The organism is Pandoraea pneumonica, assembly GCF_049918595.1.
Classification (GTDB): Bacteria; Pseudomonadota; Gammaproteobacteria; order Burkholderiales; family Burkholderiaceae; genus Pandoraea; species Pandoraea pneumonica_A.
Map to the genome: position 1 here is coordinate 1,183,705 of NZ_JBNCRZ010000001.1, position 15,163 is coordinate 1,198,867.

Consider the following 15,163-nt stretch of genomic DNA (forward strand, 5'->3'; position numbering starts at 1 on the left):
CGCCGCACCTGAGCCGGCGTCGCACTATGGCGAGCGCTGAGCGATCGATGGAGACTGGCGGGAATGAGCAAGCAGGCAGCTAAGGAAGAGACCTTCGATTACGTGATCGTGGGGGCAGGGTCGGCGGGTTGTGTGCTGGCCAATCGTCTGACGCAAGACCGTGATGTCAACGTGCTGCTGCTCGAAGCCGGGGGCAAAGACGACTATCACTGGATTCATATTCCCGTCGGCTATCTCTATTGCATCGGTAATCCGCGCACGGACTGGCTTTATCGCACGCAGGCCGAAGCGGGGTTGAACGGTCGTTCGCTCGCGTATCCACGTGGGCGTGTGCTGGGTGGCAGTTCATCGATCAACGGCATGATTTACATGCGCGGCCAACGCGAAGATTACGACGTGTGGGCCGATGCGACCGGTGACGACGGCTGGCGTTGGGACAACGTGTTGCCACTGTTCAAGCGCAGCGAAGATCACTACATAGGCGGCTCCGAGTTTCACGGCAGCGGTGGCGAATGGCGCGTGGAGAAGCAGCGCTTGTCGTGGCGCGTGCTCGATTCGTTTGCCGATGCCGCCGAGCAAATCGGCATTCCGAAAACGGACGACTTCAATCGCGGCGACAACTTCGGTATCGGCTACTTCGAAGTGAATCAGCGGCGCGGTGTGCGCTGGAGTGCTGCGAAGGGCTTCTTGCGACCGGCGAGTGAGCGGCCGAACCTGACGGTGATTACCGGTGCGAGTGTGAACAAGTTGTTGTTCGAAGGCACGCGATGCACCGGTGTGTCGTATCGCGGCGGTCACGACGATTTCACAGCACTTGCGAACGCAGAGGTCATTCTCGCCGCGGGTGCCGTGAATTCTCCGCATCTGCTTGAAGTGTCGGGCATTGGCGATGGCGAGCGGCTGCGTGGCTTTGGCATCGACGTTGTGTCCGATCTACCCGGTGTCGGCGAGAACTTGCAGGACCATTTGCAATTGCGCACGGTGTACAAACTGCGCGGCGTGACGACGTTGAACCTCACGGCGAACAGTCTGTGGGGCAAGCTCAAGATCGGCATGCAGTACGCGTTTGCACAGCGCGGGCCGATGAGCATGGCGCCATCGCAACTCGGTGCGTTTGCGAAGAGTCGAGATGACGTTGCACGTCCCGATCTGGAGTATCACGTGCAACCGTTGTCGCTCGATCGGTTCGGCGAGCCGTTGCACAAGTTCAATGCGTTCACGGCATCGGTTTGCAACTTGCGGCCGACATCGCGCGGCAACGTGCATTTGACGTCGCCCGATGCGCGCGAAGCGCCTGCTATTGCGCCGCATTACTTATCGACGGAAGCCGATTTGGCGGTGGCGGCGGAGGCAATCAAACTCACGCGCCGCATTGTGGGCGCACCGGCATTTGCGCGTTACGAACCGCGCGAATATCTGCCGGGGCCGTCGTATCAAACCGATGAAGATTTGAAGCGTGCCGCGGGCGATATCGGCACGACGATCTTCCATCCTGTGGGCACCTGCCGCATGGGCCGCGCGGATGATCGCAACGCCGTGGTCGATGCGCAGTTGCGCGTGCGTGGCGTGCAGAACTTGCGCGTGGTGGATGCGTCCGTGATGCCGGTGATCACGTCGGGCAACACCAACTCGCCAACGATCATGATTGCCGAGCGCGCGAGCGACATGATTCGCGCGGCGCGAAAAGCAGGGCGGTAACGGCGCACGCGGGGATCAATAACGTCATCACGTCGAACTTCGATACGGGAATCATCGACGTGATGACCCCCAACAAGCCAGTGACGAGAAATCGCATCGCGCCCAATACTGCGGCAGCGGTGCCTGCGTGCGATTCGAATAGCGCCATCGCCAACGTCGCACTCGCGGGACGAATCATGTTCATACCGAGCGAGACGAAAAGCATGGGGCACAAGATTGCCACGGCGTGAGGCGGCGCGACGGTGGCGAGCAGAATCATCAGCGCCCCCGCGCAGGCGAATAGCTGAGTGCCGATGCGAATTTGCCGATGGATATCGAATTGCCGTGCCAATCGCGCTGCAACGATCCCACACACGACATTCACGAGTCCATAGAAGAGCAGCACGTAAGCATATTCGTCGAGGGAATAACCGAACTGTTCGACGAAGAGCGCTGGCGACAAGATCACGAAAATGGCGTGGCACGCGAACGCGGTTGTGCCGATCACGCCGATTTTCAGAAAGGCACGGTGCGTGACGATTTGTCCGTAGCGGCGCGCTTGCGATGCAAACCCCGCTGAACGTGAGCGTGAAGATTCGTATGCGCAGACCGGAGTGGCCGGGGTAAGCATCCTGAAGAATGGCCTGCGATAGCACGAACACGGAACATCCCGCGGCCTGGATCAGGCGTGCCGCCACATGCCACCCGTAGCTCGGTGCCCACGCGCCCCCGATGGCACCGACGAGCGCAATGACGAGACCGGTCATGAGCGTATGACGTCGTCCGAAGCTATCCGACGCCGGGCCGACGATGAGCGGCAGTACCGCAGACGAAATGAGGACATAGCCCACGATGGCGGTCATAGCGTCGATATCGGTGCGATACGCGTGCGCCATCGCTTCGAACGACGGCAGCATGACGTCCATGAGTAGCGCGCTTAGCGCCGTGAGCGCATTGATGAGAATCAGGACTTCTATTCGGCGCATCGGGTTGGGTTGGCATCATCGGTGAAGCCCTCGATGCTGTCATGAACGGCGCCGTGGAAGTTTGGTGAAAATCCGATGATTCGGCTGGCGAGCCGCGCACGCGCGGCTTTCCGGATTTCCAGACTCGCCGCTAAAACTTACGTAGTAATACCTAATGTTGTGCGCACACCCTGCTGCACACTCATCGAAAAAAGCTATCGCACGCGGATTTGCGTGTGCCGCAAAAGCCTTATGCCACAAGGCCGGAAGCGGTGTGCGTGCGATGTTACCGGTTGGTCTGAAACGCTTGCGAGCATGCGTGTTTCGAGCGATGCGAAGCCTAGTGCAAATCCCAATGATCGCGTTGCAGCAATCCGCCCACAATAACGTTTCCCTATGTGCGACCGAACCAAGAATTCGGCGCGACGCAAGGGACGCGAGAGAGTCACCAGGCAACGCAAACGACAGCGTCACCTAAGTGCCTCGCGGTTGTCACAGACGATGGTGCCGGGGCTAATCGATCGCCTCACACCGCCAACCAGGAATGTGGCAGGAGACATGGCGAACAACGATTACATTCTCGAAACCCGCGGACTCACCAAAGAGTTCCGTGGCTTCACCGCCGTGAACGGGGTCGACCTGCGCGTTGCGCGCGGCACCATTCACGCACTCATCGGGCCGAATGGCGCGGGCAAGACCACCTGCTTCAACCTGCTCACCAAATTCCTCGTGCCGAGTGCCGGCACCATCACGTTCAACGGTGAAGACATCACCCGCGAAGCGCCCGCACAGATCGCGCGCCGCGGCATCATCCGCTCGTTCCAGATCTCTGCGGTGTTCCCCCACCTCTCGGTGCTGGAGAACGTGCGCATCGGCCTGCAACGCAACCTCGGCACCGCGTTCCACTTCTGGCGCAGCAGCGCATCGCTCAGCCAGCTCGACGCGCGCGCCATGGAACTGCTCGCCGAAGTCGGGCTCACCGAATTCGCTCACACCCTCACCGTCGAGTTGCCGTACGGCCGCAAGCGTGCGTTGGAAATCGCCACCACACTTGCTATGGAACCCGAACTAATGCTGCTCGACGAACCCACGCAAGGCATGGGGCACGAAGACGTCGATCGCGTGACGGCGCTCATCAAGAAGGTGTCGGTCGGCCGCACGATTCTGATGGTCGAACACAACATGAACGTGGTTGCAGGCATCTCCGACACCATCACCGTGCTGCAACGCGGTGAAGTGCTCGCAGAAGGGCCGTATCACGAAGTCTCGAAGAACCCGCAAGTGATGGAAGCCTACATGGGCACTGCGGACAGCGAATTGCAGGGAGCGCACGGGTGAGGACGGCTATGTACGGAAATGGCGGCGGCAATGTGCCCGCACTCGAAGTCGAAGGACTGCAAGCCTGGTACGGCGAATCGCACATCCTGCACGGTGTGGACCTGACCGTGGGGCGCGGCGAAGTCGTCACGCTGCTCGGGCGCAATGGTGCAGGCCGCACGACGACGCTGCGCGCGATCATGGGGCTGACCGGTCAGCGGCAAGGCTCGATTCGTGTCGCTGGCGAAGAAACGATTCACTTGCCGACGTACAAGGTCGCGCATCACGGCGTGGGCTACTGCCCCGAGGAACGCGGCATTTTCTCGAGCCTGTCGTGCGAAGAAAACCTGTTGCTGCCGCCCTATATCGGCATGCGCGGCAATCGTCGCGAAGACGGCGGCAAAGGCATGTCGATCGAAGAGATCTACGACATGTTCCCTAACCTGAAAGAGCGTCGTCACAGTCAAGGCACGCGTCTTTCCGGCGGCGAGCAACAGATGCTGGCCGTGGCGCGCATTCTGCGCACGGGCGCCAATTTGCTGCTGCTCGACGAAATCTCGGAAGGGCTCGCACCGGTCATCGTGCAGACGCTCGCACGCATGATCACCACGCTCAAATCGCGTGGCTACACGATCGTGATGGTCGAACAGAATTTCCGTTTTGCAGCACCGCTTGCCGATCGCTTCTATGTGATGGAGCACGGCAAGATCGTGGAGCGCTTCGGCGCGCCCGAGCTGGAAACGAAGATGCCGGTGCTGCACGAATTGTTAGGCGTATGAGGTGAGCTACCCGGAGCGTCCCGTTCCGGGCGATGGACCCAGGCGATACAAATCCACGAAGGAGACGAAGATGACGATGCGGATGAAAGCGTTGGCCGTTGCGGCTGCATTTGGTTTTGCGACGATGGCCACGCAGGCGCAAGCCGATGGCAACACGGTGAAGATCGGTTTCATTACCGATATGTCGGGTCTGTACACCGATATCGACGGACAGGGCGGGGCGGAAGCCATCAAGATGGCCATCGCTGATTTCGGCGGCAAGGTGCTCGGCAAGCCGATCGAACTGGTCACGGCCGATCACCAGAATAAGGCCGACGTGGCTGCCTCGAAGGCTCGCGAATGGTTCGACCGCGGCGGCGTCGACATGCTCATCGGCGGTACCAACTCGGGTACCGGTCTCGCGATGAATAAGGTCTCGGCCGAGAAGAAGAAGGTCTACATCAACGTCGGCGCAGGCTCCGATGCGCTCACCAACGATCAGTGCCAGCCGTACGGCGTGCACTACGCGTACGACACCGTCGCGCTCGCCCGCGGCACCGGCTCGGCCGTGGTCAAGGCAGGCGGCAAGTCGTGGTTCTTCCTGACCGCCGACTACGCCTTCGGTCACGCACTGGAAAAGGCTACGGCCGATGTGGTCAAGGCCAACGGCGGTACGGTCAAGGGCGCGGTCAAGCATCCGCTCTCGGCATCGGACTTCTCGTCGTATCTGCTGCAAGCGCAGTCGTCCGGCGCGCAAGTGCTGGGGCTGGCTAACGCCGGTGGCGACACCATCAACGCCATCAAGGCTGCGAAGGAGTTCGGTATCAAGGGCAAGATGCAGATCGCCGGTCTGCTCGTGTTCATCAACGACATTCACTCGCTCGGTCTGGACAACACCGAAGGCATGTACCTGACCGACAGCTGGTACTGGGACAAGGACGACAAGACGCGCGCCTTCGCCAAGCGCTACTTCGACAAGATGCGCAAGATGCCGTCGAGCCTGCAAGCGGGTGACTACTCGGCCACGATGACGTACCTGAAGGCCGTGCAAGCCGCCGGCAGCACCGATGCCGACAAGGTGATGGACGAGCTGCACAAGATCAAGATCGACGACATGTACAGCAAGGGCTACATCCGTAAGGACGGCACGATGGTCCACGACATGTACCTGATGCAAGTGAAGTCGAAGAAGGAATCGAAAGAACCTTGGGACTACTACAAGGTTGTCGCCACGATTCCGGGCGACAAGGCGTTCACCACCGTGGCGGAATCGACCTGCCCGTTGATGAAGAAGTAAGCCGGGTGCGTCGCTGCACCTGACAGTGACTGTGCAATGAAAAAGCGGCGGGACGCGTGTCCCGTCGCGGTCTTTCTCCCAGAGAATCGATTTCGATGGAATTACTAGGCATCCCCCTGCCGGCGCTGTTGAGCCAACTGCTGCTGGGACTGGTGAATGGCTCGTTCTACGCCATGCTGAGTCTTGGCCTGGCGGTGATTTTCGGTCTGCTCAACGTGATCAACTTCGCGCACGGCGCGTTGTTCATGCTGGGTGCCATGCTCGCCTGGATGGGCGGCAACTATCTCGGTCTTAATTACTGGGTCATGCTGATTCTCGCCCCGATTGTCGTGGGCATCATCGGCATCATCATCGAGCGCACGATGCTGCGCTGGATCTACAAGCTCGATCACCTCTACGGTCTGCTGCTCACGTTCGGTATCACGCTCGTGCTCGAAGGCGTGTTCCGCTCGATGTTCGGTGTATCGGGACAGCCGTACGATGCGCCGGAAGTGCTCTCGGGCGCGACCAATCTCGGCTTCATGTTCATGCCGAACTATCGCGGCTGGGTCGTGGTGGCGTCGCTGATCGTGTGCTTCACCACGTGGTTCGTGATCGAGAAAACGAAGCTCGGTGCGTATCTGCGCGCAGGCACGGAGAACCCGAAGCTCGTTGAAGCGTTCGGTGTGAACGTGCCGCTCATGATCACGCTGACGTATGGCTTCGGTGTCGGACTGGCCGCGTTCGCCGGTGTGCTCGCTGCACCCGTGATCCAGATCTCGCCGCTCATGGGACAGTCGATGATCATCACCGTGTTCGCGGTGGTCGTGATCGGCGGCATGGGGTCGATCATGGGCTCGATCATCACCGGCCTGATGCTCGGTGTGATTGAAGGCTTCACGAAGGTGTTCTACCCGGAAGCGTCGGCGACCGTGGTGTTCGTGATCATGGTGATCGTGCTGCTGCTGCGCCCGGCAGGGCTGTTCGGCAAACAAAAGTAAGGGGCACAGCAATGCAACAACGTATGCAACAACGGGTGCTCTACGCCCTCCTGCTTTTGGCGCTGATTGCGGCGCCGTTTGTCGGCGCGTATCCGGTCTTCGTGATGAAGGTGCTGTGCTTCGCGCTGTTCGCCTGCGCGTTCAACCTGCTGCTGGGCTTTACCGGGCTGCTGTCGTTCGGGCATGCGGCGTTCTTCGGCAGCGCAGGTTATGTGACGGGCTACGCGATTCGCAACCTCGGGTTCACGCCCGAAGTCGGCATTCTTGCCGGGATGGTGGCGGGGGCGGTGCTGGGGCTCGTGATCGGTTTGCTGGCGATTCGGCGGCAAGGCATCTACTTCGCGATGATTACGCTGGCACTCGCGCAGATGCTGTACTTCTTCTGTCTGCAAGCCCCGTTCACGGGCGGTGAAGACGGCCTGCAAGGCGTGCCGCGCGGCAGCTTGTTTGGTCTGCTGCCGCTCGACTCGGATCTGACGCTGTACTACGTGGTGCTGGCAATCTGCGCGCTGGGCTTCCTGCTCATCATGCGGGTGGTGCACTCGCCGTTCGGTCAGGTGCTCAAGGCGATCAAAGAGAACGAACCGCGTGCGATCTCGCTGGGGTACGACGTCGATCGCTTCAAGCTGCTGGCGTTCGTGCTTTCTGCCACGCTTGCAGCGCTGGCAGGTTCGACCAAGACGGTGGTGCTGGGCTTCGAGACGCTGACCGACGTGCACTGGACGATGTCGGGCATGGTGATTCTGATGACGCTCGTGGGCGGCCTCGGCACGATGCTCGGGCCGGTGGTCGGCGCGGTGGTGATCATCGTGTTGGAGAACAAGCTGGGCGACATCGGTAACTGGCTGGCGACGGCTACGGGCGTGACCTGGTTCCAGACGCTCGGTGAGTCGGTGACGATCGTCATCGGCGCGATCTTCATCATCTGCGTGCTGGCGTTCCGGCGTGGGCTGGTCGGGGAGTTGGTCGCGCGCAGCAAGTTCTTCCGGGGGGCGGCGCAGCCGTCGCCAGGGAGCGCGCATTGAGGGTGTTTGCACCGCTTTGGGGCGTGCTTTCGCCGCCCCGGCGCACAAATGTCGGAAAAACTCTCATCCGTAGGGGTAAATGCTGACTTGTGGTGCATTGGGTGCTCCTTTATTCTCACCCCTAGTTCGCGTCACAGCAGGATATAGGGGCGAGGAACGAGGAGACAATAAGCGCGATAACGCGCACCGCCAAAAAGGAAGCGCTGTTGGAGAATGCTCCAACAGCGCTTTTTATATTGCGCTTCGATATCGTGCCTTCGTCGTGCCTTCGTCGTGCTTGCGTCGTGTCTTTCCCGCGCCATCTCTCGTTGTATCCCCCCCGTCATTCCCTTTTTGCGCCGATCGTTTCCGGCTCGTTCCCCCATGCGTCACCTCATCGATTGCCTGACTTCCCCAACACATGACGGGAGGCCAGCATGATGACCTCCTGGGCGCTCTCCGATCTCCTGATGCTCGCTGGCGGGGCCTTCCTCGCCGGGCTGGTCGACGCCGTGGTCGGTGGCGGCGGACTTATCTCGGTCCCCACACTTTTCGCTGTCTTTCCGAACGCCGCGCCGCCGCTGTTGCTCGGTACCAACAAAATGGCCGGTGTCTGGGGCACGGCCTCGGCCGCATGGCGTTTCGCGCGCGGCGTCGAACTGCGCTGGGCGATTCTGCTGCCTGCGACCATCGCCGCGTTTATCTTCTCGTTCGGCGGCGCCTACGCCGTCACCCATCTGCCCGCCGATGCGCTGCGCAAGTTGCTGCCCTTCGTGCTCGTGGGCGTGGCTGTCTACACCCTGCATAAGAAGGATTTCGGGACGGTACACGCGCCTGTGAAGGGCGGTACGGGGGTGACCCTCGCGGCAGTGGGCGTAGGGGCTGCTATCGGCTTCTACGACGGTTTCTTCGGGCCGGGCACCGGCAGCTTCCTCGTGTTTCTGTTCGTGCGGCTATTCGGACAAGATTTCGTGAATGCCTCGGCGTCCTCGAAGATCGTCAACGTAGCGACGAATCTGGCCGCTTTGCTGCTCTTCGGTATTGGCGGCCACGTGTGGTGGCAGCTCGGTCTGGGGATGGCTGTGATGAACGTGCTGGGCAGTCAGATCGGCAGCCGGTTGGCGCTGCGGCACGGCGTGGGATTCGTGCGTCGAATGTTCCTGTGTGTGGTTGGCGTATTGATCCTGAAGACGGGTTACGATGCCTTCCTGCGTTAGGTTTTCACCTTGGCAGCGCAATATGCCGGGAAAACCCGTTGTGGCGATTGCCACAGTTTGGGGAAACCGCACTTTACGAGACGGGGCGGGTGCCCGTAAGATGGGCGGCAATTCACCGACTGAGCGGTCGGTTAATGTAAGAAGAACGAATTCGAAATTTTGTGAGGAGACCCAAATGAAACTGAAGTTGCTGTGCATGGCATCGGCGATGATGCTGGCTGCGGGCGTCGCGCACGCTCAAGTGAAGATTGGTGTGTCGCTGTCGGCGACCGGTCCGGCGGCTTCGCTGGGCATTCCCGAAAAGAACACCATCGCGCTCATGCCGAAGACGATCGCAGGGCAAACGGTGCAGTACATCGTGCTCGATGACGCGACCGACACCACGACTGCCGTCAAGAACATGCGCAAGCTCATCAGCGAAGATCACGTCGACGCCGTGCTCGGCTCGACCGTGACGCCGAACTCGCTGGCCATGGTCGACGTGGCTGCCGAGACGCAAACGCCGGTGATTTCGATGGCCGCAGGGGCTGCCATCGTCGAGCCGATGGATGCCAAGCGCGCCTGGTCGTTCAAGACGCCGCAGAACGACATTCTGATGGCCACCGCTATCGCCAAGCACATGGCTGACAACGGCGTGAAGACGGCCGCGTTCATCGGCTTCTCGGATGCGTACGGCGAAGGCTGGTACAAGGAATTCCTGAAGGCCGCCGACCTCAACAAGATCAAGATCGTCGCCAACGAGCGTTTCAATCGCGCCGATACGTCGGTGACCGGCCAGACGCTCAAGATCATGGGCGCGAACCCGGACGCCGTGCTGATCGCGGGTTCGGGCACGCCGGCCGCACTGCCGCAACGCTCGCTCAAGGAGCGCGGCTACAAGGGCAAGCTGTATCAGACGCACGGTGTCGCCAATAACGACTTCCTGCGCGTTTGCGGTAAGGACTGCGAAGGCACGTACCTGCCGGCCGGCCCGCTGCTCGTGGTCGATCAACTGCCCGCAGACAACCCCGTGAAGAAGTCGGCCGCTGCTTATAAGGCCACGTACGAGAAGGCCTACGGCGCCGGTTCGATCTCGACCTTCGGCGGCCACGCCTGGGACGGCGGTCTGCTGCTGCAAACGGCCATCCCGATGGCGCTCAAGAAAGCCAAGCCGGGCACCGCCGAATTCCGCGCCGCCCTGCGTGAAGCGCTGGAGAACGTGAAGGAAATGCCGGGCACCGCGGGTATCTTCAATATGAGCAAGAACGACCACAACGGTCTGGACCAACGCTCGCGCGTGATGGTGCAAATCGTCGACGGCAAGTGGAAATTGGCGAACTGATGCGCGGCGGAGCTGCCTATAGCCTGTAGCAGGCAGGCAGGCAGGCATGCTCCGCTTCTCATTGCGTCATTTGCGTTATCTGCGCCCAGTTGGGCGGAAGAACGGGCGTTCGCGCCCGTTTTTTTTGAGCGTGGTAGTTTCGCGCTTCGCAAAGAGTCGGCAGGACATGCGAAACGAGCGGCACATCAGAGGCCGCGTTGTCCCAACCTGATCGCCACAGCCGGGGGGCTGCCCTGGCGATCCTTTCGAGCGTAAATCCATGACGGGTGAATTCGAGCACCGCAATCTATCTCTGGTGTTGTTGCAGACGCGTGAAGCGGTGATGGGGCTGTTCCGGCCCTTGCTCAATCGATACGACATTACGGAACAACAGTGGCGCGTGATCCGCGCTGTGAACGACAGTGAATCGGGGGAAATGGAGATCGGGCAGGTGGCACGCGAGTGCTGCATTCTGAGCCCGAGCCTGTCGGGCATGCTCGAGCGCATGGAGGCCTCGGGGCTCATCCTGCGCAAGCGTGTTTCTTCCGATCAACGCCGGGTGATGGTGTCGCTCACGCCCACGAGCCGTGCGCTGTGCAAAAAACTCGGCCCGCTGGTCGAGGAGCGCTACGGGTATCTGGAAGATAAGGTCGGGCGCGATACGCTCGCCGAGATCTACCGATTGCTCGATGTGGTGCGCGACGCGCTGCCGCCCGAAGTGCTGGCCGAAGCGCCGTCGCTGCCCGCGAAGCCGCGTCGTCGCCGCAAGTCGGCCGACTGAGGCGACCAGTTTGTGAAAGACGGGTGACGACTGGAGAGGATCCATCTCAGTAGTCACCCGGGTTTTACCAATGCATAACCGTTTATACAATTCATAATTCGCTGCGCTACTCCAAGGAGACCAGGAGGGGTGTGTCGAAGTGAAGGGGAACGGGGCGGCAGCGCGCCGCGCCGTGCATCACACCGGCTGTCTCGCCAGCCGGTTCAAGAAGTACTCAAACGAAGTGAGAGGAGCATGGATCTTTCGATTGCCGCCATCCTGGCGCAGGACGGCATCACTACGGGTGCGATTTATGCCTTGCTGGCATTGGCGCTCGTCTTGGTGTTCTCCGTTACCCGCGTCATCTTTATTCCGCAGGGCGAGTTCGTGTCATACGGCGCACTCACGCTCGCGGCCCTGCAAACCCAGAAATTCCCGCTGACCAGCTGGCTGCTCGTGGCCATGGGCGTGTGCACGTTTATCGTGGAGACGGCCGGTGTGTTGCGTCACAGCGAGCGCCGCAAACTGGCGGGCCGACTGGTGCCAGTGCTGGCCGGCAAGTATCTGGTGTTCCCGATCGCCATCTTCTTCGTCGTGAAGATGCTCACGCCGGTGACGCTGCCGATGCTCGTGCAAATCGCGCTGACGCTGCTGCTGGTCGTGCCTATGGGGCCGATGCTCTATCGTCTGGCCTACCAACCGCTCGCCGAGGCCAGCACGCTGCTGCTGCTGATCGTCTCGGTGGGGGTGCACTTCGCGCTGACCGGCCTCGGTCTGGTGATGTTCGGTGCCGAAGGCTCGCGTACGCAGCCGTTCTCGGACGCGAGCTTCAACATCGGCTCGGTGATGATCTCGGGCCAAAGCCTGTGGGTGCTGGGCGTGTCGGTCGTGATGATTCTCGCGCTGTACTTCTACTTCGACCGTTCGCTCTCGGGTAAGGCACTGCGTGCTACCGCCGTGAACCGGCTGGGCGCGCGTCTCGTGGGTATCGGCACCGTGCAGGCCGGGCGACTGGCGTTCACGCTGGCGGCCGTGCTGGGCGTGCTGTGCGGCATTCTGATCGCGCCGATCACCACGATCTATTACGAGTCGGGCTTCCTGATCGGTCTGAAGGGCTTCGTGGGCGCGATTATCGGCGGTCTGGTGAGCTATCCGGTCGCGGCGCTCGGCGCCATTCTCGTGGGCCTGCTTGAGTCGTACTCGTCGTTCTGGGCGAGTGCGTACAAAGAGGTCATCGTCTTCACGCTGATCCTTCCGGTGCTGCTGTGGCTGTCGCTCACAAGCAAGCATGTGGAAGAAGACGAGGAATAAGCCGGGGCGGACCAAAGAATGAAAAACAAATACTTCCTGATTTTTCTGGCATTGCTGGCCGTGTTGCCAGTCCTGCCCGCGCCGGTACGTCTGCCCGAGTACTGGGTGACGCTGCTGAACTACATCGGCCTTTACAGCATTGTGGCCATCGGTCTGGTTCTGCTCACGGGCGTGGCCGGTATGACGTCGTTCGGTCAGGCTGCGTTCGTCGGTCTGGGCGCCTATGCGACGGCCTATCTGACGACCGCCTACGGTGCATCGCCGTGGCTCGGTCTGCTGGTCGGTATCGTCATTACGGCCGCCGCGGCGCTCGTGATCGGCGCGATCACCATGCGTCTGTCGGGGCACTTTTTGCCGCTTGGCACGATTGCCTGGGGGCTCGCGCTGTACTACCTGTTCGGCAACCTTGAGTTCCTTGGCAAGTACGACGGCCTGAACGACATTCCGACCATCAACCTGTTTGGCCTGGAGTTGGCGAGCGGGCGTCAGATGTTCTATCTGATCTGGATCGTCGTGGTGCTGTCGGTGGTGTCGATCAAGAACCTGCTCGATTCGCGTCAGGGCCGTGCGATTCGCGCGCTCAAGGGCGGCGGCGTGATGGCCGAAGCCATGGGTGTGAACACGGCATGGATGAAGGTGGTGGTGTTCGTCTACGCCGCTGTGCTGGCCGCCATTTCGGGCTGGCTGTACGCACACTTGCAACGTGCCGTGAATCCGACGCCGTTCAACCTGAACCACGGTATCGAATACCTGTTCATGGCGGTGGTGGGGGGTGTTTCGCACGTTTGGGGCGCAGTGCTGGGTGCCGCGATTCTGACGGTGCTCAAGGACTACTTGCAGAACATTCTGCCGGTGCTGCTCGGCGCGAACGGCAACTTCGAAACCATCGTGTTCGGCGTGCTGTTGGTGCTGCTGCTGCAATACGCACGCGATGGCGTGTGGCCGTTCTTCGCGAAGATCTTCCCGGCGCGCCGTGTTGCCAAGGCACCCGAGCAGGCCGACGCGTTGGGGCATCGCCCCAAGCCGGCTGTCGGTGAAGTGGTGCTCAAGCTGGAGAAGGCGCGCAAGGAGTTCGGCGGGCTGGTGGCGGTGAACGACGTGTCGTTCGAAGTGAAGGCCGGTGAAATCGTCGGTCTGATCGGCCCGAACGGCGCCGGTAAGTCGACCACGTTCAACTTGGTGACGGGCGTGTTGCAAGCGACGCGCGGCGAGATTTCGTTCCTCGGCGAGCGTATCGACCGCCTGCCTTCACGTGAAATCGTCAAGCGCGGTATCGGCCGCACCTTCCAGCACGTGCGCTTGATGCCGCATATGAGCGTGCTGGAGAACGTCGCGATCGGCGCGTATCTGCGTGACAAGAACGGCCTGCGCCGCCGTCCGCAGGGCGGTGTGTGGGCGAGCGTGCTGCGTCTGGATCGTCACGAAGAAGCCATGCTGTTGCACGAAGCCGCAAAGCAGATCGAGCGTGTAGGCCTCGGCGCCCACATGTACGACGAAGCAGGCAGCTTGGCGTTGGGCCAGCAGCGGATTCTGGAAATCGCTCGCGCGTTGGCGTGCGACCCGACGCTGTTGCTGCTCGACGAACCGGCCGCTGGGTTGCGCTACAAAGAGAAGCAGGCGCTGGGCGATTTGCTGCGCAAGCTCAAGGATGAAGGCATGAGCGTGCTGCTGGTCGAGCACGACATGGATTTCGTGATGAACCTGACCGATCACCTGGTGGTGATGGAGTTCGGCACCAAAATCGCCGAAGGGCTGCCCGAAGACGTGCAGAAGAACCCGGCGGTGCTCGAGGCTTACCTCGGAGGAGTGGAGTGATGGCAGAGGCGATTCTGGAGGTCAAGGACCTGGCGGTAGCCTACGGCAAGGTCGAGGCGCTGCATGGTGCGCATCTGCGCGTGGAAGCGGGGCAGATCGTCACGGTGATCGGTCCGAACGGGGCAGGCAAGTCGAGCATGCTCAACGCGATCATGGGCGCGCTGCCGCAGAACGGTTCGAGCCGCGGCAGTGTGGCGTATCTCGGTCACGAGATGTCGGCGCTGACGATCGAGGCGCGGGTGTCGCGCGGCATGTGTCTGGTGCCGGAGAAGCGTGAGTTGTTCTCGACGATGTCGGTCGAAGACAACCTGCTGCTCGGCGCTTACCGCCGTAAGCGCGCCGGTGAGAAGAACTTCCTCGATCAGATGGAAGTGGTCTACGCGCTGTTTCCGCGCCTGAAGGAGCGCCGTACGCAGCAGGCTGGCACGCTCTCAGGCGGCGAGCGTCAGATGCTGGCCGTGGGCCGTGCCCTGATGGCGAAGCCGCAGTTGCTGATGCTCGACGAGCCGAGTCTGGGCCTGGCGCCGCTGATCGTGAAGGAAATCTTCCACATCATCAACGACTTGCGTAAGACGGGTGTGGCGACGCTGCTGATCGAGCAGAACGCCCGTGCGGCCTTGCAAGTGGCTGACTACGCCTACGTGATTGAGACCGGCGAGCTGGCGCTTGAAGGCCCGGCACAAGAGCTGGCAACCAACCCGAAGGTGATCGAGACGTATCTCGGGCTGGCAAAGAAGGCTGCCTGATATTCGTATCCGGCGC

The 15,163-nt window shown here is 61.3% G+C and carries 12 protein-coding genes and 2 pseudogenes; 12 read left to right on the forward strand and 2 right to left on the reverse strand.

Annotated features, from left to right (window positions below; translation table 11 throughout):
- Positions 1–63: 63 nt before the first annotated feature.
- Complete coding sequence (locus tag ACPWR9_RS05405; RefSeq protein WP_426296141.1) at positions 64–1,698, forward strand: GMC family oxidoreductase; 1,635 nt, start codon at positions 64–66, stop codon at positions 1,696–1,698.
- On the opposite strand, the gene ACPWR9_RS05410 is transcribed toward ACPWR9_RS05405, so the two are convergent.
- A complete protein-coding gene (locus ACPWR9_RS05410) occupies positions 1,640–2,185 on the reverse strand; it encodes an MFS transporter (protein WP_426330722.1) in 546 nt (181 codons plus the stop codon). The genes ACPWR9_RS05405 and ACPWR9_RS05410 overlap by 59 nt on opposite strands.
- A 67-nt stretch (positions 2,186–2,252) precedes the next feature.
- Positions 2,253–2,663: pseudogene (locus ACPWR9_RS05415) on the reverse strand (MFS transporter); the annotation flags it as partial.
- Positions 2,664–3,200: 537 nt separating this feature from the next.
- Between ACPWR9_RS05415 and ACPWR9_RS05420 the strand changes: the two are divergent.
- From ACPWR9_RS05420 to ACPWR9_RS05470, 11 genes and pseudogenes are all read left to right on the forward strand, one after another.
- Positions 3,201–3,980, forward strand: coding sequence for an ABC transporter ATP-binding protein (locus tag ACPWR9_RS05420; protein WP_150679422.1), 780 nt, complete (start codon positions 3,201–3,203; stop codon positions 3,978–3,980).
- Between the two features lie 8 nt (positions 3,981–3,988).
- Positions 3,989–4,501: pseudogene (locus tag ACPWR9_RS05425) on the forward strand (ABC transporter ATP-binding protein); the annotation flags it as partial.
- A 313-nt stretch (positions 4,502–4,814) separates the two neighbouring features.
- Positions 4,815–6,014 (forward strand): ABC transporter substrate-binding protein, encoded by a 1,200-nt coding sequence (locus ACPWR9_RS05430; protein ID WP_370865876.1) that lies wholly within the window; start codon positions 4,815–4,817, stop codon positions 6,012–6,014.
- Positions 6,015–6,109: 95 nt separating this feature from the next.
- On the forward strand, positions 6,110–6,994 hold the full coding sequence (locus tag ACPWR9_RS05435; protein WP_426296139.1) for a branched-chain amino acid ABC transporter permease: 885 nt from the start codon (positions 6,110–6,112) through the stop codon (positions 6,992–6,994).
- 11 nt (positions 6,995–7,005) lie between these two features.
- Positions 7,006–8,019, forward strand: coding sequence for a branched-chain amino acid ABC transporter permease (locus ACPWR9_RS05440; protein WP_426296138.1), 1,014 nt, complete (start codon positions 7,006–7,008; stop codon positions 8,017–8,019).
- 416 nt (positions 8,020–8,435) lie between these two features.
- A complete protein-coding gene (locus tag ACPWR9_RS05445; RefSeq protein WP_426296137.1) occupies positions 8,436–9,215 on the forward strand; it encodes a sulfite exporter TauE/SafE family protein in 780 nt (259 codons plus the stop codon).
- Positions 9,216–9,390: 175 nt separating this feature from the next.
- A complete protein-coding gene (locus ACPWR9_RS05450) occupies positions 9,391–10,536 on the forward strand; it encodes an ABC transporter substrate-binding protein (RefSeq protein WP_426296136.1) in 1,146 nt (381 codons plus the stop codon).
- A 259-nt stretch (positions 10,537–10,795) separates the two neighbouring features.
- Positions 10,796–11,296: a homoprotocatechuate degradation operon regulator HpaR gene (gene hpaR, locus ACPWR9_RS05455; RefSeq protein WP_426296135.1), complete on the forward strand. Its 501-nt coding sequence runs from the start codon at positions 10,796–10,798 to the stop codon at positions 11,294–11,296.
- A 234-nt stretch (positions 11,297–11,530) separates the two neighbouring features.
- On the forward strand, positions 11,531–12,586 hold the full coding sequence (locus ACPWR9_RS05460) for a branched-chain amino acid ABC transporter permease (protein ID WP_426296134.1): 1,056 nt from the start codon (positions 11,531–11,533) through the stop codon (positions 12,584–12,586).
- Between the two features lie 18 nt (positions 12,587–12,604).
- Positions 12,605–14,401, forward strand: a complete 1,797-nt coding sequence (locus ACPWR9_RS05465) for an ABC transporter permease subunit (RefSeq protein WP_426296133.1) — start codon at positions 12,605–12,607, stop codon at positions 14,399–14,401.
- Entirely contained in the window at positions 14,401–15,147 is a 747-nt protein-coding gene (locus ACPWR9_RS05470; protein WP_426296132.1) for an ABC transporter ATP-binding protein, read from the forward strand. Before ACPWR9_RS05465 ends, ACPWR9_RS05470 begins: the two co-directional genes overlap by 1 nt.
- Positions 15,148–15,163 lie beyond the last annotated feature (16 nt).